Below are 22,031 nucleotides of genomic sequence, written 5' to 3' on the forward strand. Positions count from 1 at the left end.
TAGCAAATGGTCCAAGTTGACAGGTCTTTGGTCAGGGCTTAGGACCGGACCGAATTAAGGAGCGTTCCACATTCTTTCGGGAACATGCTCCGGATAGGCAGGAAACAGCATGGTTACAGTTCTCAATACGGTCAACCAGAGCGGACGTCTGCGGCACCCGGAAAAGGCGCACCGCCCGGACAATGAAGTCCTGAAGAAGCCCGACTGGATTCGCGTCAAGGCTCCGGTCTCGCGCGGCTATAATGAAACGCGCGAAATCGTGCGTTCCAACAAGCTCGTGACCGTCTGTGAAGAAGCTGGCTGCCCCAATATCGGCGAGTGCTGGGAAAAGAAGCACGCCACTTTCATGATCATGGGCGAAATCTGCACGCGCGCCTGCGCGTTCTGCAACGTCTCGACCGGCATCCCGACGCCGCTTGATCCAAATGAGCCGGAAAATGTCGCCAAGGCTGTCAAACAGATGGGTCTGACCCATGTGGTTATCACCTCGGTGGATCGCGACGATCTGGCTGATGGCGGCGCACAGCATTTTGCCGACGTCATTCTTGCTATCCGTGCGGCTGCGCCTGCAACGACCATCGAAATTCTGACGCCGGACTTCCTGCGCAAGGAAGGCGCGCTGGAAGTTGTGGTCAAGGCTCGCCCGGACGTGTTCAATCACAATCTGGAAACTGTGCCGTCGCGCTACCTTAAGGTTCGTCCCGGTGCACGTTATTTCCACTCGATCCGCCTGTTGCAGCGTGTCAAGGAACTCGATCCGACCATTTTCACTAAGTCCGGTATCATGGTTGGCCTTGGCGAAGAGCGGAATGAAATCTTGCAGCTGATGGACGATCTTCGTTCGGCTGACGTGGATTTCATGACCATCGGTCAGTATCTGCAGCCGACCCGCAAGCACCATCCGGTCATTCGCTTCGTGACGCCGGACGAATTCAAGTCGTTCGAAACCATCGGCAAGACCAAGGGCTTCCTGCTGGTTGCCTCCAGCCCTCTGACGCGTTCTTCGCATCATGCTGGCGACGATTTTGCAAAGCTGAAGTCGGCCCGCGAAGCGCAGATTGCCAACCGGGCATCGTAAAACATGCCGCAGTTTACGACCGTCAGACGGGTGCATCACCGGGCCGATCAGATGTTCGCGCTCGTGGCGGATGTCGAGAAATATCCGGAATTTCTGCCAATGTGCGAAGCCTTGTCGATCCGCTCCCGCAAGGAGCGCGACGGCAAGGCCTTGCTGATTGCCGACATGACGGTCGGCTACAAGCTGATCCGCGAGACTTTCACGAGTCAGGTGCTGCTGAAGCCGGACGAGAACGTCATCGACGTCAAGTATCTCGACGGCCCGTTCCGCTATCTCGATAATCGCTGGACGTTCAAACCTGTCGAGGACGCGGCCTATTGCGACGTCGAATTCTTCATCGATTATGAATTCAAAAGTCGCACACTCGGCCTGCTGATGGGCACGATGTTTGATCTGGCCTTCAAGAAATTCTCTGAAGCCTTCGAAAAACGCGCCGACAAAATTTACGGTCTGTAATCAAACGGCGCTTACTGCGCCGTATAGCCTCCATCCACCATCAATGACGATCCGGTGATGAATGAGGCCTCGTCGCTGGCGAGGAACAGAACGGCGCTTGCCACTTCCTCAGCACGGCCAAGGCGACCCATCGGGTGCAGGGCAACCAGAGCGTCCTTTTTGTCATCGGGAACATCTTTCAGAAGCGGCGTATCGATATAGCCGGGGCAGACGGCATTCACGCGGATATTCTGTGTGCCGTAATCGATAGCCAGCGTCTGGGTGAGCAGCTTCACGCCGCCTTTTGCCGCTGCATAGGCCGTCACGCCCGACTTGCCGACATGGCTGTGGATCGATCCGCAATTGACGATAACGCCGCCGCCTTGCGAACGCATCTGGTCGATTGCGTATTTATCGCATAGGTAAACGCCCGTCAGATTGATGTCGATGGTCTTTTGCCAGCTGCTTTCGTCAAGCTCATCGATCGGTCCATCCGCTGCAATACCCGCATTGGCGAACATGATGTCGAGACGACCGTAATTTTCCACTGTTCGGGCAATTAGTTCCTGAACAGCTTTGGTTTTTGTCACGTCTGTCTTGATGAAAATGGCCTGCTGGTGTGCTCCGGCGAGCTCGTCGGCCAGTTGCTGGCCGTGATCGGCATAATCGGCAATGACGACATTCGCGCCTTCACGTATAAAAGCCCGGACCGTCGCTTCCCCAATACCGCTTGCCCCGCCCGTTACGATAGCCACCTTGCCTTTGAAACGCATTGCCCATGTTCCTCATCTTGAACTGATAAGCAGAGGATAGGGCGGCAGTGCGGAAAGTACATGCGTTGGCGTTATGCTTCCCGCAAATTTGTCAGCACCAGTTCCAGCGCGGCAAGAACCGTCTCATGGCGAATTTGCGCCCGGCTTTTTGGGCCGAAACGGCATTCGCGGTGCAGGGTTGGATGGCCGTTGCGCGCGGAGGCGATATGGACAAGTCCAACAGGCTTTTCGTCCGAGCCGCCGCCGGGTCCCGCAACACCGGTCACCGCAATGCTGATGCCTGCACGCGAATGCTTCAGCGCGCCTTCGGCCATGGCAATCGCCACTTCCTTCGATACAGCGCCGACCTGACCGATCAGATCCATCGGCACGCCGATCATTTCGTTCTTGGACTCATTGGAATAGGTGACGAAGCCGCGATCCACGACATCGGACGAACCGGCAATGTCGGTCAAAGCGCCGGCAATCAGGCCGCCAGTGCAGGATTCCGCGGTCGCAATCATCAGACCAGCCTTGCGGCAGGCTTCCAGCACTGCGATTGCTTCTTTCTCTGCGACGAGTTCGCTCATTCCGGCACCTCACCGGGATAAATGACGGTCGCCGTCGCAATGGCGGCGATGCCTTCGCGGCGACCGACAAAACCGAGCTTTTCGTTGGTCGTGGCCTTGATCGACACACGGTCGGCGGCAATGCCGAGCATATCGCAGAGCGCTTCCGTCATGGCGGCGCGATGTGGCCCGACTTTCGGCGCTTCGCTGATCAGCGTCACATCCACATTGGCGATGCGCCCGCCAGCCTCGCGAACGATCTTGGCTGCGTGCTCGATGAAGATGCGCGAGGCTGCGCCCTTCCATTGCGGGTCCGATGGCGGGAAATGCGTGCCAATATCGCCAGCGCCGCGCGTGGCGAGCAGAGCGTCGGTGAGGGCGTGAAGCGCCACATCGGCGTCTGAATGGCCATTGAGCTTTGCTTCATGCGGGATTTTCACGCCGCAGAGCGTGACGTGATCGCCCGGCTCGAAGGAATGTACATCATAGCCATTGCCCGTGCGAATATCCGGAAAGGCGGCATGGTCCTGCCGCAGGCGCTTGTCTGCCATTTCGATGTCCTTTGCCCAGGTAAGCTTTGTGTTGTCGGCTGAGCCTTCGATGATGCGCACGGCGAGGCCCTGCCATTCGGCGATGGCGGCATCGTCGGTGAAATCCGTGCGACGGATGGCGAAGGCTTTCTCATGTGCGTCGAGAATCGGCGCATAGGGAAATGTCTGCGGAGTTTGTGCCGCGAACAGGCCAGCGCGAGGAACTGTGGTTTTGACCGTTCCGTCAATGGCCGATTGCTTCAACGTATCTGAAACGGCCAGCGCGGGAAGGACGCCTTCCTCCGGTGTCAGATTACCGACGATCCGTTCAAGCAGTCCCTGCGTGATGAAAGGGCGCACACCGTCATGGATCATCACATAATGCGGCGCGTGGTCCTTGAGGGCGAGTAGCCCCAGCCGTGTGGATTCCTGCCGTGTCGGGCCGCCCGTCACGACGATTATATCTTCGTTGCTTTCTGGAACTGCGCGTTCATAAAGCAGGTGATCATCCGGATGAATGACGACGACGATCTTGTCGACCAGAGTGCAGTCGATAAAGGCGCGCAACGTCCGCGCGAGCACGGCTTCGCCGCCGATGCGCCGATATTGCTTCGGCCCTTCGACGCTTTGCCCCGCCCGTTCGCCCCGGCCGGCTGCCACAATGACCGCTGCTGTTTTCGAAATGATCTTCGCCTTTGCCAAAGTTGGTCGCTTGGAAGCCGAATAATGCCTTGCATCGACAAATGCCAGACGGCAATTGATTTATTGCATATTCCAGAAGCATGCTTCCCAAAAGCGAAGACCGCTTTCGGAGTAAAGATACGCATAAAAACAATAAGTTAAAGCGTATTCCTCAAATGGCGCAAAATGCAATGCTATCTGCGTGCTTTTCCTTGCGTTCAAAAGACGAACTGATTAAAGTGTGTGCGTTATGCATCATGCACATGAAATAGGCATTTGTTTGTGACTTCTATCGATCAGCCCTTGGATATCCGTGGCGTGGTGCTCAAGAATCGCGTTTTTCTGGCGCCGATGTCTGGCGTCTCCGATTTGCCGTTTCGCAAGCGCGCTGCTGCTGCCGGAGCGGGAATGGTCGTTTCGGAAATGGTCGCCAGCGCAGAACTCTGCAATCGTCACAAGGAAAGTCTGCTGCGCCTGTCGGGCGAAGGTCTGGGAACGCATGTTGTTCAGCTTGCCGGGCGTGAAGCGCACTGGATGGGCGAGGCGGCCAGGATCGCTGAAGGCGAGGGTGCGGATATCATCGATATCAATATGGGTTGCCCCGCCAAGAAGGTGACGGGAGGCTATTCCGGGTCTGCGTTGATGCGCGATCTGGATCATGCCATGACGCTTGTCGAGGCGACAGTGGCTGCCGTCAAGGTGCCGGTCACACTGAAGATGCGGCTTGGCTGGGACGAAAACAGCATCAATGCGCCGGAACTGGCCAAGCGTGCCGAAGATGCCGGTATTGCAATGGTCACCGTGCATGGGCGCACACGCTGCCAATTCTATGAAGGCCATGCCGACTGGGACGCCATTCGCGCCGTGCGCGATGCAGTGAAAATTCCGCTCGTCGCCAATGGCGATGTGACATCGCGTGAAGACGCCGAAGAGATTTGTCGCCGGTCCGGTGCTGATGCGGTGATGGTCGGACGGGCCACCTATGGACAGCCATGGCTGCCGGGAGTGATTGCGGGCAGTGCGCTGTCATCGCAATCCGAAACAAAGATTATCGATTATATTATAATGCATTACGAAGACATGCTCAACCATTATGGTAGCAAAACGGGTATTCGCCATGCGCGCAAGCATCTTGGCTGGTATCTGGATCGTCATGCCGGAGAGGCTTTGACCTCTGCGGATAAGGCGGAAGTGATGACGCTGACCGATCCCACAAAGGTTGTTGAAGCGCTGCGCCGGATTTTCGCGGCACGGACGACGGATGCGCCAGAGTTGAAATCGGCGTTCAGAAAGGTCGCCTGATGCGCGAAAGAGAAGAAAAGGGCAGCATCCCTTCAGTTATTCTGGATGCGATCAGCCAGCCGGTCATTATGGTGGGGCCTGACAATCACATTGTCTATGCCAATCTGGACGGCGAGCAGTTTTTCCGCTCGGGTTCATCCATATTGGCGCGCAACCGGCTGGAGAGTTTTCTGCCATTTGGCAGCCCGCTTCTGGCTCTCATCGATCAGGTTCGTGCCAGCCAAATGCCGGTCAATGAATATCGCGTTGATATTTCCTCACCGCGTCTTGGTGCTGAACGCATCGTCGATCTATATGTCGCGCCCGTCGTTGAAATGCCGGGTGCTGTGGTCATCCTCTTCAAGGAAAAGACCATGGCGGAAAAGATTGACCGCCAGATGACCCATCGCGGTGCTGCGCGTTCTGTTACCGGCCTTGCCTCGATGCTCGCACACGAGATCAAGAACCCGCTATCGGGTATTCGCGGCGCAGCGCAATTGCTCGAACAGGTGGTTGGCGATGAGGATCGCGCACTGGCGCGGCTCATCACCGATGAAACCGACCGTATCGTGTCTCTCGTAGACCGGATGGAGGTTTTTTCTGACGAGCGCCCCATTGAACGCACAGCCGTGAATATTCACGCGGTTCTGGACCATGTGAAGGCCGTTGCCCGTAATGGCTTTGCCCGGCATATCCGCTTCTCGGAAGATTATGATCCATCGCTGCCGCCGGTTTTCGCCAATCGCGATCAGCTTGTGCAGGTGTTTCTCAATCTGGTGAAGAACGCAGCGGAAGCCATTGGCGACCGCGATCACGGAGAAATCCTTCTCTCGACGGCTTACCGTCCGGGTATCCGTCTTCAGGTGCCCGGTGCGCGCGACCGTGTGGCGCTGCCGCTGGAATTCTGCGTACACGACAATGGGCCGGGCGTGCCACAGGATATGCTGCCGCATCTCTTCGATCCGTTTGTGACGACCAAAACCAACGGCTCAGGCCTTGGACTGGCACTGGTGGCAAAAATCATCGGCGATCATGGCGGCATCATCGAATGCGACAGCCATCCGTCGCGCACTACTTTCCGCATTCTGATGCCTGCCTGGAAAAGCTCGGATGTTGCTTCCCGGGCAAGCAAATTCACGACTGATTATACCGGAGACGACGCATGATAGCAGGACGCCCGACGGGAACCGTATTGGTGGCGGATGACGATGCGGCGATCCGCACTGTGCTCAATCAGGCACTCTCCCGGGCCGGTTATGATGTGCGGGTGACGTCGAATGCCGCGTCCTTGTGGCGTTGGGTGGCGGCTGGCGATGGCGACCTGGTGATCACTGACGTCATGATGCCGGATGAAAACGCCTTTGACCTTCTGCCACGCATCAAGAAAATGCGGCCCGATCTGCCCATCGTGGTGATGAGCGCACAAAACACTTTCATGACGGCCATTCGCGCTTCGGAAGCGGGCGCTTATGAATATCTGCCGAAACCGTTCGATCTGACGGAACTGATCAATATTGTCGGTCGCGCTTTGTCAGAACCGAAACATAAGCCGATTGCCACGCTTCACGACGAACCCGGCGAGAATATGCCGCTTGTCGGTCGGTCGCCTGCCATGCAGGAAATCTACCGCGTTCTAGCGCGCATGATGCAGACGGACCTCACCATGATGGTGACGGGCGAATCCGGCACCGGCAAGGAGCTGGTCGCACGCGCGCTGCATGAATATGGCCGCCGCCGTAAGGGACCGTTTGTTGCGATCAATATGGCCGCCATTCCGCGTGATCTGATCGAATCGGAGCTGTTCGGTCACGAGAAGGGCGCTTTCACCGGCGCGCAGAATCGCTCGAGCGGTCGTTTCGAGCAGGCCAATGGCGGCACGCTTTTCCTCGATGAAATCGGCGATATGCCGATGGAAGCGCAAACCCGCCTGCTTCGCGTGTTGCAGCAGGGCGAATATATGACGGTTGGCGGACGCACACCCATCAAGACGGACGTGCGCATTGTGGCGGCGACCAACAAGGATTTGCGTCAGCTGATCGCGCAGGGTCTGTTCCGCGAAGACCTTTATTATCGCCTGAATGTGGTGCCGTTGCGCCTGCCGCCGCTACGTGAACGCAGCGAGGATGTACCCGATCTGGTGCGTCATTTCTTCAAGCGCGCCGCTGAAGAGGGCTTGCCGGAAAAGCGCATCACCAATGCCGGTCTCGACATGATGCGCCGCTATCCGTGGCCGGGCAATGTGCGCGAACTTGAAAATCTGGTGCGCAGGCTGGCCGCGCTTTATCCGCAGGAAGAGATTTCGCCGGAAATCATCGAAACCGAGCTGAAGGCGGAAATGTCGAAGCCCGACAGCATTCCGGCGGTGACGGGCGATGCGGAAAACATCACGATCTCGCAAGCGGTTGAGCAGAACATGCAGCGTTATTTCGCTTCGTTCGGTGCTGATCTGCCGCCTCCGGGGCTTTATCATCGCGTGCTGGCTGAGCTTGAATATCCGCTGATCCTGGCCTGCCTGACAGCAACGCGCGGCAACCAGATCAAGGCCGCCGACCTGCTTGGCCTCAACCGCAATACACTGCGCAAGAAAATCCGCGAACTCGGCGTAAATATCTATCGCGGCGGCAAGGGAAACTAAGTCGGTTCACCGGGGCTTACGCCACAGTTTTCTTCGTCATTTGCTCATGCGGAAGCGACGGATGCAAAATCTCATCGACCCGAAAGGAATCGATGAGATTTTGCTGCAAAACACGCTGGAAACTTTCATTTCCATTCAGAAAGCGCGTGTTTTAATGCCGGATCGGTTTCTTAACGGGCTTTCTGACAGGCTTCTTCACGTGTCTTTTGGGGGCTGGCTTCTTTGCCTTGGCTTTTTTGATCACCTTGACCTGATGGACGAGGTCCGGGGAAATGTGGCTTTGGGCAGCAAATGCAGTGGGAGCGGAAAGAAAGGAAAGTGTGATTGCTGCGGCAAAGAGTTTCTTCATAATCAGTATCCTCATTGATTTCAGTAAATCAATAATACATCTATAGATTGTCCCGTTTAGGGCTGAATTGTAAATGAATGTTTCTGGATGGATATTTCGAGAATTTTGAAATTCGATAAATAAACTAAGTGTTGCTTCAAAAGTGTGCGTATTTCCCTTGTCCATCAATTCGAACAAATATCAGATATATCAACCGGGAACAGTTTTTGAACTACTGGAAAAGCAGGGATCTAGAAAGTGAAAGCGGCGAGCGATATCGCTCCAGCCATTGAATTTGTGGTGCCCCCAGAGAGACTCGAACTCCCGACCCCCTGATTACAAATCAGGTGCTCTACCAACTGAGCTATAAGGGCACTCCCGATACAGTGTGTATCGAACCGCTTTTGGTTGCAAATCGCTTCCGCTGTGCGGCTAGCGCTCGATTAGCATAAATGACGCGTCTGTAAAACGAAAATTCTTCGCAAACAGGTCATGGCAACAGGGTTTTTCATGTGATAGCCAATAGACCGCGATGAGACGTGGCAAACTTATCAGGGTTGGGCTGGGGAGCGAGACGGTAGACATGAACGAGAAATCACTCGCGCTTCATTTTCTTTCATCCGGGACCGAAGAATCACTTGCGGCCCAGAAAGAACTTGTGAACCGCTATGGGCACGTCTCGGGCGAAGATGCCGACATCATCGTTGCGCTCGGCGGTGATGGCACGATGCTGCAGGCGTTGCGCGACTTTATGAATACCGGCACGCCGATCTATGGCATGAATCGCGGGTCCGTGGGCTTTTTGATGAACGAGTTCAGCGTCGAGAATCTGCCCGAACGCATTCTGGCAGCGCAAATGGAGACGATCCGCCCGCTCGTCATGATCGCGGAGACCGAAAATTCGGTTCCGGTCGAAGCGCTTGCAATCAATGAAGTCTCATTGTTCCGCCAGTCCTATCAGGCGGCGAAGGTGCGCATAACCATCGATGGTAAAGTCCGGCTGGAAGAATTGGTCTGCGACGGCGTGATGGTCGCGACGCCTGCCGGTTCGACAGCTTATAATCTCTCGGCGCAGGGGCCGATCCTGCCGCTGGAAGCGCCGCTTCTGGCACTGACGCCGGTCAGTCCCTTCCGTCCGCGGCGCTGGGGTGGCGCATTGTTACCCAAGCACGTGACGGTTCGCATGGATCTGCTTGAAACCGAAAAGCGCCCGGTCAATGCCGTTGCCGATAATAACGAGGTCAAATCCGTGACGTCGGTTACGGTGCGTGAGGCACCGAATAGCCAGGTGGCTATTCTGTTCGACAAGAACCACTCCTGGGACGAAAGAATTCTGACAGAACAATTCCGCCATTGATCTGAAAACTTGACAGGTTTTCGGGTAAGATTACGCGTAAGCAAAGTTGTCAAACTATCGTGCGCGACACTTCTCTAATTGTCATCAATTTGATTTAATTCGACTAGAAAAGACGTTGATTGGAGCGGTTTGTCGTTTTGATCAGGATTATCAAAGCAATTTGATATCGGATGTTGGTATTTTGGTTGACTTTTGCACGCTGCGGACGTAGGCGATGCTGCAAGAAAACGCTAGATGCGTTGCAGACGCCTTTTCTGCTTTGGTCCCTGCGCCCGATGACGCGGCTGCAATGACAGGATGGGCGGAACACGTTTCCGAACCAGAGAGCTGCGCCTCCATTGACGACATTTGCCGAACTCGGTCTTTCCCCGAAAGTGCTTGCTGCTGTAGAAGCGGCAGGATACACCGCGCCTACACCCATTCAGGCAGGCGCCATTCCGCCCGCGCTCGAGCGCAAGGATGTGCTTGGTATCGCCCAGACGGGAACGGGCAAGACGGCTTCTTTCGTTCTGCCGATGCTGACGCTGCTGGAAAAGGGCCGGGCTCGCGCCCGCATGCCGCGCACGCTCATTCTTGAGCCGACGCGTGAACTTGCAGCGCAGGTCGAAGAGAATTTCGTCAAATACGGCGTTAATCATCGCCTCAATGTCGCTCTGCTGATCGGTGGCGTTTCGTTCGACGAACAGGAGCGCAAGCTGGAGCGCGGCGCTGACGTTCTGATCGCCACGCCGGGCCGTCTTCTCGACCATTTCGAACGCGGCAAGCTGCTTTTGACCGGCGTTGAAATTCTGGTTATCGATGAAGCCGACCGTATGCTCGATATGGGCTTCATTCCGGATATCGAACGCATCTGCAAGCTGATCCCGTTCACCCGCCAGACGCTGTTCTTCTCGGCGACCATGCCGCCGGAAATCACCAAGCTCACTGAGCAGTTCCTGCATTCGCCAGCGCGTATCGAAGTGGCCAAGGCTTCGTCCACGGCCAAGACCGTGACGCAGCGACTGGTTAAGTCGAGCAAGAAGGATTGGGACAAGCGCGCTGCACTGCGCGATCTCATCCGCGCTGAAGGCGACACGCTCAAGAACGCAATCATCTTCTGCAATCGCAAGAAGGATGTGTCGGAACTGTTCCGTTCGCTGGTGCGCCATGAGTTCAACGCCGGTGCTTTGCACGGCGATATGGATCAGCGCGCCCGCATGACGATGTTGGCCAACTTCAAGGAAGGCAAGCTGCAACTGCTGGTCGCTTCTGACGTGGCAGCACGCGGTCTCGACATTCCTGACGTCAGCCATGTCTTCAATTTCGATGTTCCGATCCATTCGGAAGACTATGTCCACCGCATTGGCCGTACGGGTCGCGCTGGCCGCTCCGGCAAGGCGTTCACCATCGTCACGCCATCGGACACAAAATATCTTGCCGCGATTGAAAACATGATCGGCGAGAAGATTGAATGGGTCGATGGCGATCTGTCCACGCTGGCACCGTCCGACGAGGCTGACGATCAGCCACGTAAGGGCAAGAATGCGCGGGGCAAGGGCAAGGAATCGCAGAGAGATAGCAAGGGCAAAGACAAGGGGCGGGACAAGAGCATGGATAAGCCAAAGGAAAAGGTAGCTTCGACCGAAGCGCTCGATCCGGCGGAACAGCCGCAGCCCGTTATTGAAACCCACGACCGCCGCGATGCGATCCGTGCTTCCAACGACGAACGTCGTGGCAAGCCGCAGCACGACCAGCATAAGCGCCGCCGTGATCGCGACGATGATGGTCCATCGCCGGTTGGTTTCGGCAACGACATTCCTGCTTTCATGCTCATTCCGACGGGCATGTAAGCGGAAAGCAGTTTTAGAATTATGATTCGGCCGTGGGGGAACGCTTCGCGGCCGATTTCTTTTGGGGCTTGGACTGGCCGCTGCGCAGAGCCGCTTCATAGGCGAGGCGGGCCCATTCGGTCATGATCTCAGGATCATCGAAGGCTTCGCTCGGCACGCTCCAATAGGGCATACCGATAGGGTCGCCGCCTTTGCGCCCTTCATAGGTCCATTGCACCGATCCGGCGTCGATAAAACGCGGAATGGTCATTTCGTCGGCTTTGAAAAGTAGTTCGTCGCGAACGACAAGCGCGAAAATCACCCCCTGATGATAAATGCCTTTGCCGCCGAACATGCGGCGGATGCTGATCGGACCGAAATCCTGCAACAAATCGCGGAGGGTTTCGTCATCCATTGGGGAGATTCCTTCGGAAGACTATCCTCGTGGATCAGGTCAGGCCGCACCCTGCATCTGGCGGAGGCTTTCTGCGGAGGCAGGGGTTAGTTCAACCGATTCACCGCAGCCACAGGCCGAGGTCTGGTTCGGGTTATTGAACACGAAACCGGTGCGGAGCGTCGTCACTTCGAAATCCATCTGGGTTCCGAGCAGGAAAAGAACAGCTTCCGGGGCGATAAAGACCTTGGCGCCATCTTTCTCGGCAACATCATCACCGGCTTTCGCTTCGCTGGCGACATCGATGGTATATTCCATGCCTGCGCAGCCGCCTTTTTTCACGCCCACACGAATGCCCAGTGCGCCTTCGCGCGACTCAACAATCTCGCGAACGCGATTTGCTGCGGCTTCGGTTAGCGTCATGACTGCGAAACGGCCCATGGTTCTTCTCTTCCGGTGCTATGCAGTGGCCTTGAGGCTGTGGCTTCACGGGCGAGAATCAACCAATCTCGTGTGAAACCAGCGAGTTTCAAACCTCGCTGCCACGTTTTCACTATAGTTAGTGTTGTAACATCATTACCGCAAGACACCAAATCGAGAGCGCAGGCCGAGTGTCCGGCTGGCAGGTATTGGGGAAAGAGGAGGTATGAATGTCGACTGATCGGATGAAATCTCTGAGGCTGGCTGTTCTGGTGGGCGCGCTCGGCCTGTCCGTTGCCCTCCCGCATGCTTATGCACAGGAAGCACCAAAGCCTGCCGCCAAGGAAAGCGCTGAACCGACAGCGCAGAAAAAGCCTGAAGCCGAGAAAAAGGATCAGGCTGCGGAAACAAAAGCGCCTGTAGAAGAGACAAAGCCGTCTGAACAGACACAGGATGCCGCCAATGGCGTTACCGTCCCGGAATATCGCGATGACAGATCCTCGCCGCAGGCGCTGATTGAATCCTATTATAATGCGATCAACCGCAAGGAATATACGCGCGCTTACGGTTATTACTCGGAAGAGGGACGGGAACCCGACTTCAAGACCTTCGTGAAGGGCTATGAAAATACCAAGAGCGTAAAAGTCGCGTTGCGCAAGACCGAGCCGGATCCGGGCGCTGGCCAGATCTACTGGAGCCAGCCACTGGCGATTGAAGCCGAGAGCAATGATGGCAAGAAAGAAGTCTTCGGCGGTTGCTATACGATTCACCTCACCAATCCCGCCATGCAGGAAGAGCCGCCATTCAAGCCGATTGAGATCATGACCGGCTCGTTGAGCAAATCGGAACTGGAGCTTGAAAAGAGCGTGCCAGAAGCCTGCGAAGCCCCATAACAACGGGGATAACAATCGCTGTTCAGCAATCGCGTTTTCATGCTTGACCTTACCACGATGGCAAGGTGCATAAGATGTGCATATCAAGTGTGGAGCGTTACTCGTGATGAAATTGATTATTCCCAAGATGAAATGCGGCGGCTGCGCCGACAGTGTGACTGCTGCTCTGCGTAAGCTCGATGCCACAGCGCCGATTGAAATAGATCTCGACGCCAAGGAAGTCGAGTTCGGCGGCAAGGCGTCCCGCGATGCGGTCGTTTCCGCGCTGGCGGCGGCGGGTTATCCCGCTGCAAACGCTCAATAATGTGATTTTGCGGGTGCTTGCACCAATGCAAAGCAGGATGTACGTGCCGGGAAGCCTAGCTTTCCGGCATTTTCATTCCGTAACGGAAGCCGGGTCGCAAAGCTTATTTCCGGTGAGTTCAAGTGCCGCAAATGCGGGTGTTTCGCAGCTGTTTCATTGACTGGACCGGCGATTTTTGCCACATCAACGGCAAATCTCGTTTATGGTGCACTCGCAGCGAGGTTTGGACCAACGCTGCAGAGTGCTTTGTGATATGAAACATCGCGTTACGCGATAATGAAGGGTTGAGGGCTATGGCAGCCGATTTCCAGGATCTTCGCACAAAGATGGTCGACAATCAGATCCGTACGACGGACGTAACCGATCTGGCGGTTATCGACGCTTTCCTGGCCGTTCCGCGGGAAGCCTTCGTACCGACCGTCCGTCAGGCTGTTGCCTATATTGACGAAGACCAGCCGCTTGAAGCCGAAGGTGGCGCTCCGCGCTATCTCATGGAGCCGTCGCCTTTCGCAAAGCTTATCCAGCTTGCCCGCGTGAACAAGAACGATGTTGTGCTCGATATCGGCTGCGGCACTGGCTATTCCTCGGCCATCCTCTCGCATCTCGCCGGTTCGGTGATCGGCCTTGAGAGTGATTCTGCGCTTTCTGCCGCTGCAACCGCGCGTCTTGCCGAACTCGGCTATGACAATGTTGTGATTGTTTCTGGCGACATGCACGCAGGCTATCCTTCGGAAGCACCTTACGATGTGATCATGATAGAGGGTGGTGTGGATTTCGTTCCGGACGCATTGTTCAAACAGCTGAAGGAAGGCGGACGCCTTGTCGCCGTCGAAGGTCGCGGAAACGCCTCTGTTGCCCGGATTTACTTTAAAGAAAATGGTGTTGCATCGGGACGAATTGCGTTCAACACTGCGGTGCGTCCACTTCCGGGATTCGAGCGGATTCCGCAGTTCGAATTCTAATTTCCGGGATTGGTACAATTCTGCAACGCTGCGGAATTTCTTTGTGCATGCTCTGGGCGGGGCGATGGAAATAACCGATTTTAAAGGTTATTTAAGGTTGCCCGAACTGATTGGTTCGATTTACTGAATTTGGCTGTTCTTAAGATGAGGTACCCGGTGTTCAAAACGTACAAAGGACTGGTCGCAGCGGCAGCATTGTTGGCCGGCACCGTTTTATCGGGGCAGTCCGCCTTGTCTGAAAACCTCTCCGGTGCTCTGGTCAAGGCTTATAAGAATAACGCCACGCTTAATTCTTCCCGCGCAGGTGTGCGCGTTCAGGACGAGAACGTGGCTATCGCCAAGTCGAATTACCGTCCGCAGATTACCGGTAGCTACGATGCAAGCCGCAGCCGCGCGCCAACAAGCGGCTACCGCACCAGCGGTACGGTCGGTATCCAGCTGAACCAGATGCTGTTCGATGGTTTTCAGACCAAGAACAATGTCGCCGCAGCGGAAACGCAGGTTTACGCCCAGCGCGAAAATATGCGCAATGACGAGCAGAACACGCTTTATAGCGCTGTTGCTGCCTATATGGGCGTGTATCAGAATCGCCAGATAGCAGTTCTTCGCGAGAAGAATCTGGCTGCGATGAACGAACAGGTTCGCGCAGCCCGTGCACGTCTGGATGTTGGTGAAGGTACACGTACCGACGTTGCGCAGGCAGAAGCCAGCCGTTCCACGGCTGTCGCGGAACTGAATAGCGCCCGCGCCAACGTCAAGTCGGCTGAAGCGACCTATGTTCGCATCGTCGGTGCACAGCCAGACAGGCTTGCCGCTGCTGCTGCCGCGAAGAACCTGCCCAAGTCGCCAAACGAAGCTTTTGCTGTCGCACAGGCTGGACATCCGGGCATTCTCGCAACGCAATATGCTGTGAACGCCGCTGGCTACAATGTGAAGGCTAAGGAAGGTGCAATGCTGCCGACCGTTGGCCTGTCGGCTGGCGCCAGCCGTCTGGATACCTATGCCGGTTCGACGGTTGGTGATGGCAATTCCGCATCGGTCGGTATTGGCGTGACCATTCCGATCTATACTGGCGGGCGTACCTCTGCGCAGATTCGCCAGTCCAAGGAACAGCTTGGTCAGGCCCGCATTGAAGTTGATGTCGTTCGCGATCAGGTTCGTGAAGCCATTGGTTCGGCATGGTCGCAGCTTGAAGCTGCCCGCGCATCGGTCAAGGCAAATCGCGATGGTATCGCCGCGGCCCAGCTCGCACTGGATGGCGTTATCGAAGAGCGCAAGGTCGGCCAGCGCACCACGCTGGACGTGTTGAACGCGCAGAACGATCTGACCGCTGCCGAAATCACTCTGGTCCAGTCGGAGCATGATGTGGTTGTCGCCAGCTATGCGCTTCTCAATGCGACGGGTCGCATGACTTCCAAGCAGATGGGGCTTCAGGTTGCTGAATATAAGCCTGAAGAACACTACGATGCCGTCAAGGACAAGTGGTTCGGTCTGCGTACACCGGATGGTCGCTAAACAACGAGAATTACAGTTTGAACGGCGCCTTCGGGCGCCGTTTTTGTTTGGCGGCGATTCGTTGATGGCTGCGCGCAAATCTTAACAAAATGATAAAGCTGTGGGTTGAATTGCGCGGCGTTCTTGCAGGGATTCTCAAATCACCGAACGTCCGGTACCCTTAATTCATTGATTCTCTGTCCTTTGCGGGATGCAGCGTTGGAGGTTGCGGAAGGTTTTCCGCGCGAAACCAGCTGCACCACACAGAGAAGGAGAACTATGTGCGACCTTGCAGGCGCGCATTGCTCTATTCTGAAATAGGGAAGATGGACAGCTATGGCACAGACATCCAGCGCATCACGCGAACCGTCCATGGAAGAGATTCTCGCTTCCATCCGACGCATTATCGAAGACAGCGATGTTAGCCGCCACCCTGTGTCCACGACGGCGAATTTCCCGTTGCGCGGCGAGGTGGCGGAATTTCGCCGCCCAGAGCCTGCGCAGGAACAGCCTGCTGCGAAAGCCCCCGTATCGAGACCGGCTGAAAAGCCTGCCATGATGCGCGATATTCTGAAGGATGAAGCAGTATTGCGCGGGCCGATTGATGAGCCGGTGAAAACTTCTCCCGCATTGGAACCGGAAATCGAAGAGGAAGAAGATGACATCGTCCTCGACGCGCAAAACGATGACCGACGCGCCGCTGAAGTGATGCAGGCGGCGCCTGCCGCAACCGCGCCCGAAGCTGCTGCTGAGGACAACTCGCTGGAAGCGCTGGATCGTTCGCTTGAGGACGGAATCGCTGAAGCCATCGACGAGCTGCTCGAACCCGATCTGGACGAACCTATGGAGGCGCATGTTGAACCGGTTGTGGAGCCAGCTTTAGAAGCGCCGGCAGAACCTGCGGCTCCGGTAGCGGCTGCGCCTGAACCACTGGCAAATGCGTCCGTGGCTCCCCATATTCTGTCACAGGTTGCAGAACGCCAGGTGGCCGCGGCTTTTCAGGATTTGAGCCATGTCGTGCGTGGGGAACCGCGTCGTTCGTTCGATGATATCGCTGCCGAGATTCTGCGTCCCATGTTGCAGGACTGGCTCGACAACAATCTGCCGACACTCGTCGAGCGGCTTGTTCGTGAAGAAATCGAACGAGTGGTGCGTGGCGACCGATAATCGACGTGTTGCCTGAATAAAACGGCCTTTGAGTTCAAAAGCCCGTCTGTCTTGCAGGCGGGTTTTCACTTTTAAAGTGATTTATCACCCGTTTGTTGTTATTGAGCGCTCAATCCTTTCATTGCGCAAAAAGACCGGATAATTCCATGCTTGAGAAGACTTATGACGCCGCGGCCATAGAGCCGAAAATTGCCGAACGCTGGGAAGAAGCTGGGGCATTTAAAGCGGGAGCAGGAGCGAAGCCAGGAGCCGATCCTTTTGCCGTGGTCATTCCTCCGCCGAATGTCACCGGATCGCTGCACATGGGCCACGCGCTCAACAACACGATCCAGGACATCATGGTTCGTTTTGAACGCATGCGCGGCAAGAACGTGCTGTGGCAGCCGGGCATGGACCATGCCGGTATTGCAACCCAGATGGTTGTCGAGCGTCAGCTTGCTGAACGACAGGAGCCGAACCGTCACGTCATGGGCCGTGAGAAGTTCATCGAGCGCATCTGGCAGTGGAAATCCGAATCCGGCGGCATGATCTCTAATCAGCTGCGTCGCCTTGGCGCGTCGTGCGATTGGTCGCGCGAGCGCTTCACCATGGATGAAGGCCTGTCGCGCGCCGTTCTGGAAGTTTTCGTCTCTCTTTATAAGCAGGGCTTGATCTATCGCGACAAGCGTCTGGTCAACTGGGATCCGAAGCTGCTGACGGCAATCTCCGACATTGAAGTCGAATCCCGCGAGACGAAAGGCCACCTCTGGCACTTCCGTTATCCGCTGGAAAACGTACCATTCGATTCAGAAGACCCGCATACCTACATCGTTGTTGCAACGACCCGTCCTGAAACCATGCTGGGCGATACCGGGGTTGCGGTCAATCCAAAGGATGAGCGCTATCACGCTCTGGTCGGCAACGATGTCGTTCTGCCGCTTGTTGGCCGTCATATCCCGATTGTTGCCGATGATTACGCTGATCCTGAAGCCGGATCCGGTGCGGTCAAGATCACGCCTGCCCATGACTTCAACGACTTTGAAGTTGGTAAGCGCAACGATCTGCGCGCGATCAATATTCTGACGCCGGAAGCGGCTGTTACGCTCAAGGACAATATCGACTTCCTTGAAGGCCTCCAGCTGACGCCGGAATTGAAGGCTCTGATTGCCGAGCTGGACGGGCAGGACCGTTTCGCCGTTCGCAAGCGCATCGTAGAGCTGATGGACGAGCGTGGCTATCTGGAAAAGATTGAGGATCACACTCATGCCGTTCCGCATGGTGATCGCGGCGGTGTGCCGATCGAGCCATATCTAACCGACCAGTGGTATGTGAATGCAGCCGAAATGGCGAAGCCTGCCATGGCTGCCGTTCGCGACGGTCGCACGCAGATCGTACCAAAGAACTGGGAAAAGACCTATTTCGACTGGATGGAAAACATCCAGCCTTGGTGTGTTTCGCGTCAGCTCTGGTGGGGACACCAGATTCCGGCTTGGTACGGCCCGGATGGCAAGTGCTTTGTCGAAAAGAGCGAAGCTGAAGCCAAGGCAGCAGCCAAGGCGCATTACGGCGAAGACGTTGCTCTGGAGCGCGATACCGACGTTCTGGACACGTGGTTCTCGTCGGGCCTGTGGCCGTTCTCGACGCTCGGCTGGCCTGACAAGACCCCGGAACTAGCAACCTATTACCCGACCAGTGTTCTGGTGACCGGTTTCGACATTCTGTTCTTCTGGGTTGCCCGCATGATGATGATGGGCCTCCATTTCATGGAGGAAATCCCGTTCCATACGGTCTATCTGCACGCGCTTGTTCGTGACAAGCACGGCGCGAAAATGTCGAAGTCCAAGGGCAATGTGATCGATCCTCTGGAACTGATGGACGAATATGGCGCCGATGCGCTGCGCTTCACGCTGGCCATCATGGCTGCGCAGGGCCGTGACGTTAAGCTCGACCCGGCGCGTATTGCAGGCTATCGAAATTTCGGCACCAAGCTCTGGAATGCGACGCGCTTTGCGCAGATGAATGGCGTGAAGCTCGATGCGGATTTCCGTCCGGAGAACGCAAAGCTTGCGGTTAATCGCTGGATCCTGACCGAGCTGACCAAGGCGACGCGCGCCGTTACTGAGGGCATTGCCAATTACCGCTTCAATGAAGCGGCGGGCGCAGCCTATCGCTTTGTCTGGAACCAGTTCTGCGACTGGTATCTGGAGCTGCTCAAGCCGATCTTCATGGGCGACGATGAAGCGGCAAAGGCCGAAGCACAGGCAACGGCTGCTTATTGTCTGGATCAGATCTACAAGATGCTGCATCCGTTCATGCCGTTCATGACGGAAGAACTCTGGACACTGACGGCTGGCGAAGGCAAGACGCGCGACACGGTTCTGGCATTGGCTGATTGGCCGGAGCTTTCTTTCGCGGATGAAGAAGCGGCTGCCGATATCAACTGGCTGGTCGATCTCGTTACGGGCATCCGTTCGGTGCGTGCGGAAATGAACGTTCCGGCTGGTGCCGTAGCGCCGGTCGTCGTTCTCGAGGCCAATGCAACGACCACTGAGCGCTTTGAACGTCACGATGCCGCGATCAAGCGTCTGGCCCGTGTCGAAAGCGTGGCCTTCGAAGAGCAGGCTCCGAAAGGTGCCGCCCAGATGCTGCTCGGCGAGGCGACGATCTGCATTCCGCTCGGCAAGCTGATCGATCTCAAGGCTGAATCGGCACGTCTGGCCAAGGAAGCTGGCAAGATTGCTGCTGATATCGACCGGATTGAAAAGAAATTGTCGAACGAGAAGTTCGTTGCCAACGCCAAGGAAGAGGTCGTGGAAGCCGAACGCGAACGTCTGGTAGAGCTGAAGGAAGCTGCGGAGCGCGTTGCAACGGCAGAGTCACGTATCCGTGACGCGGGTTGATTTGACCTATTCCTTAACGTAAGGCTCGTCGCGAATCATACACCCGGCAGTGCACACTGCCGGGTGTTTTTTGTAATTGATCCCGGAAAAGTTGTGTTTGGAGGGGCCCGGAAGCCAATCGAACCGGCGTTTCGATTGTTTTTTGATATTGTTGCGTATTCGCAACAAGGCCGAAATCTGGACCCAAAAGCGGCAATTTGGGCGAATTTCTGGCCGTTCTTTGTCGGAATATTTCCGGCAGACATAAAAACCCAACGCATTTTAGGCATTTTTGATGTGGCTGCTCTGAGCAAGCAACTGGCCCGCGAATGATTGGATATTGCAGGTCTATTTCATCCTGTTTTACGTTTGCGTCAACGTTAATGCCGTTGCTATCTGGGAGGACATTTATGAGCGGACGCGGCTTAAAAATAGGGGGAATTGCGGCGGTACTGCTCGGGAGCGCGGTTGTCGCTCATGCGGGTGGTTTTGAACGCAGCTCGCAGGATTTCGATATTCTGTTTGAACAGGGAAATGCTGTCGATGCGTCCGGCACCTTTGTCGCTCCGCAACGTAAGCTGAAAGATATCCGCGGCTCTGCCATCAGCGGTATGACGGGTGGTATCAATCCTGTGACTGGTCGTCCTTTTGAGACCAGCGTTGATGAGGCTAAGAGCTACTGGGTGCCGAAACTGTCGGCGAAGTTCGATCTGACCACCGACCTTGCCTGCGCTGCGCAATATCGCCAGCCATGGGGCATCAGCACGGATGTCGGCATCGATACGGTCCGTTCTTACACCGCTATTGAACAGAAAATCTCGTCGAACGACTACGGCCTGAACTGTTCTTATCGTTTTGCAGCAGGCGAAAAGGGCTATTTCCGTCTTCTCGGTGGCGTGAGCTATCAGGAATTGCACGGCGAACAGACCAAGATGATCCCGGGCTTGCCTCAGGGTAATCCTTACGGCATCCCGGCAGGTCCATTTCGCGTTGGCTCGCTGGACGTAGACGACCATGCTTTTGGCTGGCGTATTGGTGCAGCCTACGAAATTCCCGAATACGCTGTTCGCGCCAGCGTCGTTTATCAGTCCAAAATCAACTACGAGCTGGAAGGCACGGTTGATAATCTGGTTCTGAATCCGTTCACTGGACAGAGCATTCCAATCAATGTGGGTAGCGACGTTTCGACCCCGCAATCGGTTGAGTTCAAGTTCCAGACCGGTATCGCGCCAGATTGGCTCGCTTTTGGTTCGGTCAAGTGGACCGATTGGTCCAGCATCGAGGCGGTCAATTTCGTCGCTTCGGATAGCAAGGTTCTTCCAACCGGTACCAAGGTCACCAGTTTGAACCTTTATTATCAGGATGGCTGGACTGTCAGCGGCGGTGTTGGCCACAAGCTCAACGACCAGTGGTCTGTTGCTGGAACTGTGACCTGGGATCGCGGTACGAGCACGGGCCTGACCTCGCAGACCGACATCTGGCTGTTTGGCCTCGGCACGAACTACAAGCCGAACGATCAGTTTGAAGTTCGTCTGGCTGGCGCTGCTGGTTGGCTGACTTCGGGCGAGATTGACGACACGGTCGTCAATGGCGAGCGTAGCCTGCTTGGTTCGAAGGGCACCTTCGGCAACGATTTCGTCGGCGGTCTCTCGCTGACGGCAAAGGTCAAGTTCTGATCGAACTGATCAAATACAAATCAAGGGCCTGAGCATCTTAACCAATGCTCCGGCCCTTTATGTATCAGCCCGGCAGTTCTCGCTGCCGGGCTTTTTTGCGTGATGTGTTCGGGTAAATATTAATTCTTGAAGTGCCTAAAATAATCGAATTCGTCTTGCAGGTGTTCAAGGACGCTGTCGCGTTTTCGCAACAAGCGAATTCAAGCCTATAAAGGCTGATTTGGCGAAATTCTGACCCTGAGTTATCGGAATTCTGTCGCGCAGCCAACTTGCTCTGTAGTGCTCTGATCGCACAATTAACCCGCAATTGGTTGGATATTGCAGGCCTGTTTCTTCCCGTTTTACTTTTGCGTCAACGTTGATGCCATTGCTATCTTGGGGGGAGATTTATGGGCGGATATGGCTTGAA

The 22,031-nt window shown here is 55.8% G+C and carries 21 protein-coding genes and 1 tRNA gene; 16 read left to right on the top strand and 6 right to left on the bottom strand.

Features of this window, described 5'->3' with window-relative positions; genetic code table 11:
- Positions 1-109 precede the first annotated feature (109 nt).
- A complete protein-coding gene (lipA, locus tag FHW03_RS18030; RefSeq protein ID WP_182521862.1) occupies positions 110-1,078 on the top strand; it encodes a lipoyl synthase in 969 nt (322 codons plus the stop codon).
- A gap of 3 nt (positions 1,079-1,081) precedes the next feature.
- Positions 1,082-1,534 carry a type II toxin-antitoxin system RatA family toxin gene (locus tag FHW03_RS18035; RefSeq protein WP_182521863.1) on the top strand — a complete coding sequence of 151 codons (453 nt, stop codon included), beginning with the start codon at positions 1,082-1,084 and terminating at the stop codon, positions 1,532-1,534.
- Between the two features lie 11 nt (positions 1,535-1,545).
- On the opposite strand, the gene FHW03_RS18040 is transcribed toward FHW03_RS18035, so the two are convergent.
- From FHW03_RS18040 to FHW03_RS18050, 3 genes are all read right to left on the bottom strand, one after another.
- Positions 1,546-2,286, bottom strand: coding sequence for a glucose 1-dehydrogenase (locus FHW03_RS18040; protein ID WP_182521864.1), 741 nt, complete (start codon positions 2,284-2,286; stop codon positions 1,546-1,548).
- A gap of 71 nt (positions 2,287-2,357) precedes the next feature.
- Positions 2,358-2,855, bottom strand: a complete 498-nt coding sequence (locus FHW03_RS18045) for a CinA family protein (RefSeq protein ID WP_182521865.1) — start codon at positions 2,853-2,855, stop codon at positions 2,358-2,360.
- Positions 2,852-4,066, bottom strand: coding sequence for a bifunctional 2-C-methyl-D-erythritol 4-phosphate cytidylyltransferase/2-C-methyl-D-erythritol 2,4-cyclodiphosphate synthase (locus FHW03_RS18050; protein ID WP_182521866.1), 1,215 nt, complete (start codon positions 4,064-4,066; stop codon positions 2,852-2,854). Before FHW03_RS18050 ends, FHW03_RS18045 begins: the two co-directional genes overlap by 4 nt.
- A gap of 261 nt (positions 4,067-4,327) precedes the next feature.
- Between FHW03_RS18050 and dusB the strand changes: the two genes are divergently transcribed.
- The 4 genes from dusB (at position 4,328) to FHW03_RS18070 (ending at position 8,328) form a co-directional block, all read left to right on the top strand.
- Positions 4,328-5,347, top strand: coding sequence for a tRNA dihydrouridine synthase DusB (gene dusB / locus FHW03_RS18055; protein ID WP_182521867.1), 1,020 nt, complete (start codon positions 4,328-4,330; stop codon positions 5,345-5,347).
- Entirely contained in the window at positions 5,347-6,492 is a 1,146-nt protein-coding gene (locus FHW03_RS18060; protein WP_182521868.1) for a nitrogen regulation protein NR(II), read from the top strand. Before dusB ends, FHW03_RS18060 begins: the two co-directional genes overlap by 1 nt.
- On the top strand, positions 6,489-7,961 hold the full coding sequence (ntrC, locus tag FHW03_RS18065; RefSeq protein ID WP_182521869.1) for a nitrogen regulation protein NR(I): 1,473 nt from the start codon (positions 6,489-6,491) through the stop codon (positions 7,959-7,961). Before FHW03_RS18060 ends, ntrC begins: the two co-directional genes overlap by 4 nt.
- 61 nt (positions 7,962-8,022) lie before the next feature.
- Positions 8,023-8,328: a hypothetical protein gene (locus FHW03_RS18070; RefSeq protein ID WP_182521870.1), complete on the top strand. Its 306-nt coding sequence runs from the start codon at positions 8,023-8,025 to the stop codon at positions 8,326-8,328.
- Positions 8,329-8,587: 259 nt separating this feature from the next.
- On the opposite strand, the gene FHW03_RS18075 is transcribed toward FHW03_RS18070, so the two are convergent.
- A tRNA-Thr gene (locus tag FHW03_RS18075) sits at positions 8,588-8,663 on the bottom strand.
- A gap of 209 nt (positions 8,664-8,872) precedes the next feature.
- On the opposite strand from FHW03_RS18075, the gene FHW03_RS18080 reads away from it, so the two are divergent.
- Both FHW03_RS18080 and FHW03_RS18085 read left to right on the top strand, forming a co-directional pair.
- Positions 8,873-9,646 carry an NAD kinase gene (locus tag FHW03_RS18080; RefSeq protein ID WP_182521871.1) on the top strand — a complete coding sequence of 258 codons (774 nt, stop codon included), beginning with the start codon at positions 8,873-8,875 and terminating at the stop codon, positions 9,644-9,646.
- Positions 9,647-9,984: 338 nt separating this feature from the next.
- Positions 9,985-11,475: a DEAD/DEAH box helicase gene (locus FHW03_RS18085; protein ID WP_182521872.1), complete on the top strand. Its 1,491-nt coding sequence runs from the start codon at positions 9,985-9,987 to the stop codon at positions 11,473-11,475.
- Positions 11,476-11,494: 19 nt separating this feature from the next.
- Here FHW03_RS18085 and FHW03_RS18090 read toward each other — a convergent pair whose 3' ends face one another.
- Together FHW03_RS18090 and sufA are read right to left on the bottom strand one after the other, a co-directional pair.
- A complete protein-coding gene (locus FHW03_RS18090; protein ID WP_182521873.1) occupies positions 11,495-11,869 on the bottom strand; it encodes a TfoX/Sxy family protein in 375 nt (124 codons plus the stop codon).
- Between the two features lie 39 nt (positions 11,870-11,908).
- Complete coding sequence (sufA, locus tag FHW03_RS18095; RefSeq protein WP_078340420.1) at positions 11,909-12,289, bottom strand: Fe-S cluster assembly scaffold SufA; 381 nt, start codon at positions 12,287-12,289, stop codon at positions 11,909-11,911.
- Between the two features lie 209 nt (positions 12,290-12,498).
- Here sufA and FHW03_RS18100 point away from each other — a divergent pair, with 209 nt between their 5' ends.
- From FHW03_RS18100 to FHW03_RS18135, 8 genes are all read left to right on the top strand, one after another.
- Positions 12,499-13,161: a hypothetical protein gene (locus tag FHW03_RS18100; protein ID WP_182521874.1), complete on the top strand. Its 663-nt coding sequence runs from the start codon at positions 12,499-12,501 to the stop codon at positions 13,159-13,161.
- Positions 13,162-13,264: 103 nt separating this feature from the next.
- Positions 13,265-13,465, top strand: coding sequence for a heavy-metal-associated domain-containing protein (locus FHW03_RS18105; RefSeq protein ID WP_182521875.1), 201 nt, complete (start codon positions 13,265-13,267; stop codon positions 13,463-13,465).
- 293 nt (positions 13,466-13,758) lie between these two features.
- The gene (locus FHW03_RS18110; RefSeq protein ID WP_182521876.1) at positions 13,759-14,427 is read left to right on the top strand and encodes a protein-L-isoaspartate O-methyltransferase; all 669 of its coding nucleotides are present in this window, start codon (positions 13,759-13,761) and stop codon (positions 14,425-14,427) included.
- Positions 14,428-14,571: 144 nt separating this feature from the next.
- Positions 14,572-15,942 (top strand): TolC family outer membrane protein, encoded by a 1,371-nt coding sequence (locus FHW03_RS18115; protein ID WP_182521877.1) that lies wholly within the window; start codon positions 14,572-14,574, stop codon positions 15,940-15,942.
- A gap of 315 nt (positions 15,943-16,257) precedes the next feature.
- Complete coding sequence (locus FHW03_RS18120) at positions 16,258-17,088, top strand: PopZ family protein (RefSeq protein ID WP_182521878.1); 831 nt, start codon at positions 16,258-16,260, stop codon at positions 17,086-17,088.
- Between the two features lie 146 nt (positions 17,089-17,234).
- Positions 17,235-19,967: a valine--tRNA ligase gene (locus FHW03_RS18125; RefSeq protein ID WP_182521879.1), complete on the top strand. Its 2,733-nt coding sequence runs from the start codon at positions 17,235-17,237 to the stop codon at positions 19,965-19,967.
- A gap of 135 nt (positions 19,968-20,102) precedes the next feature.
- A complete protein-coding gene (locus FHW03_RS18130) occupies positions 20,103-20,279 on the top strand; it encodes a hypothetical protein (protein ID WP_182521880.1) in 177 nt (58 codons plus the stop codon).
- A 278-nt stretch (positions 20,280-20,557) separates the two neighbouring features.
- Entirely contained in the window at positions 20,558-21,622 is a 1,065-nt protein-coding gene (locus FHW03_RS18135; protein ID WP_377515158.1) for an OmpP1/FadL family transporter, read from the top strand.
- The last annotated feature ends 409 nt before the right edge of the window (positions 21,623-22,031 follow it).

This window comes from Ochrobactrum sp. RH2CCR150 (genome assembly GCA_014138095.1).
Classification (GTDB): domain Bacteria; phylum Pseudomonadota; class Alphaproteobacteria; order Rhizobiales; family Rhizobiaceae; genus Brucella; species Brucella gambitense.

What these genes read in the sequence shown, in the direction of transcription:
- FHW03_RS18120 (WP_182521878.1), top strand. Translation starts at nt 16,258, where the DNA reads ATGGCACAGACATCCAGCGCATCACGCGAACCGTCCATGGAAGAGATT.
- FHW03_RS18035 (WP_182521863.1), top strand. Translation starts at nt 1,082, where the DNA reads ATGCCGCAGTTTACGACCGTCAGACGGGTGCATCACCGGGCCGATCAG.
- lipA (WP_182521862.1), top strand. Translation starts at nt 110, where the DNA reads ATGGTTACAGTTCTCAATACGGTCAACCAGAGCGGACGTCTGCGGCAC.
- sufA (WP_078340420.1), bottom strand. Translation starts at nt 12,289, where the DNA reads ATGGGCCGTTTCGCAGTCATGACGCTAACCGAAGCCGCAGCAAATCGC.
- FHW03_RS18090 (WP_182521873.1), bottom strand. Translation starts at nt 11,869, where the DNA reads ATGGATGACGAAACCCTCCGCGATTTGTTGCAGGATTTCGGTCCGATC.
- FHW03_RS18040 (WP_182521864.1), bottom strand. Translation starts at nt 2,286, where the DNA reads ATGCGTTTCAAAGGCAAGGTGGCTATCGTAACGGGCGGGGCAAGCGGT.
- FHW03_RS18060 (WP_182521868.1), top strand. Translation starts at nt 5,347, where the DNA reads ATGCGCGAAAGAGAAGAAAAGGGCAGCATCCCTTCAGTTATTCTGGAT.
- FHW03_RS18100 (WP_182521874.1), top strand. Translation starts at nt 12,499, where the DNA reads ATGTCGACTGATCGGATGAAATCTCTGAGGCTGGCTGTTCTGGTGGGC.
- FHW03_RS18135 (WP_377515158.1), top strand. Translation starts at nt 20,558, where the DNA reads ATGACGGGTGGTATCAATCCTGTGACTGGTCGTCCTTTTGAGACCAGC.
- FHW03_RS18070 (WP_182521870.1), top strand. Translation starts at nt 8,023, where the DNA reads ATGCAAAATCTCATCGACCCGAAAGGAATCGATGAGATTTTGCTGCAA.
- ntrC (WP_182521869.1), top strand. Translation starts at nt 6,489, where the DNA reads ATGATAGCAGGACGCCCGACGGGAACCGTATTGGTGGCGGATGACGAT.
- FHW03_RS18115 (WP_182521877.1), top strand. Translation starts at nt 14,572, where the DNA reads ATGAGGTACCCGGTGTTCAAAACGTACAAAGGACTGGTCGCAGCGGCA.
- FHW03_RS18080 (WP_182521871.1), top strand. Translation starts at nt 8,873, where the DNA reads ATGAACGAGAAATCACTCGCGCTTCATTTTCTTTCATCCGGGACCGAA.
- FHW03_RS18125 (WP_182521879.1), top strand. Translation starts at nt 17,235, where the DNA reads ATGCTTGAGAAGACTTATGACGCCGCGGCCATAGAGCCGAAAATTGCC.
- FHW03_RS18045 (WP_182521865.1), bottom strand. Translation starts at nt 2,855, where the DNA reads ATGAGCGAACTCGTCGCAGAGAAAGAAGCAATCGCAGTGCTGGAAGCC.
- FHW03_RS18110 (WP_182521876.1), top strand. Translation starts at nt 13,759, where the DNA reads ATGGCAGCCGATTTCCAGGATCTTCGCACAAAGATGGTCGACAATCAG.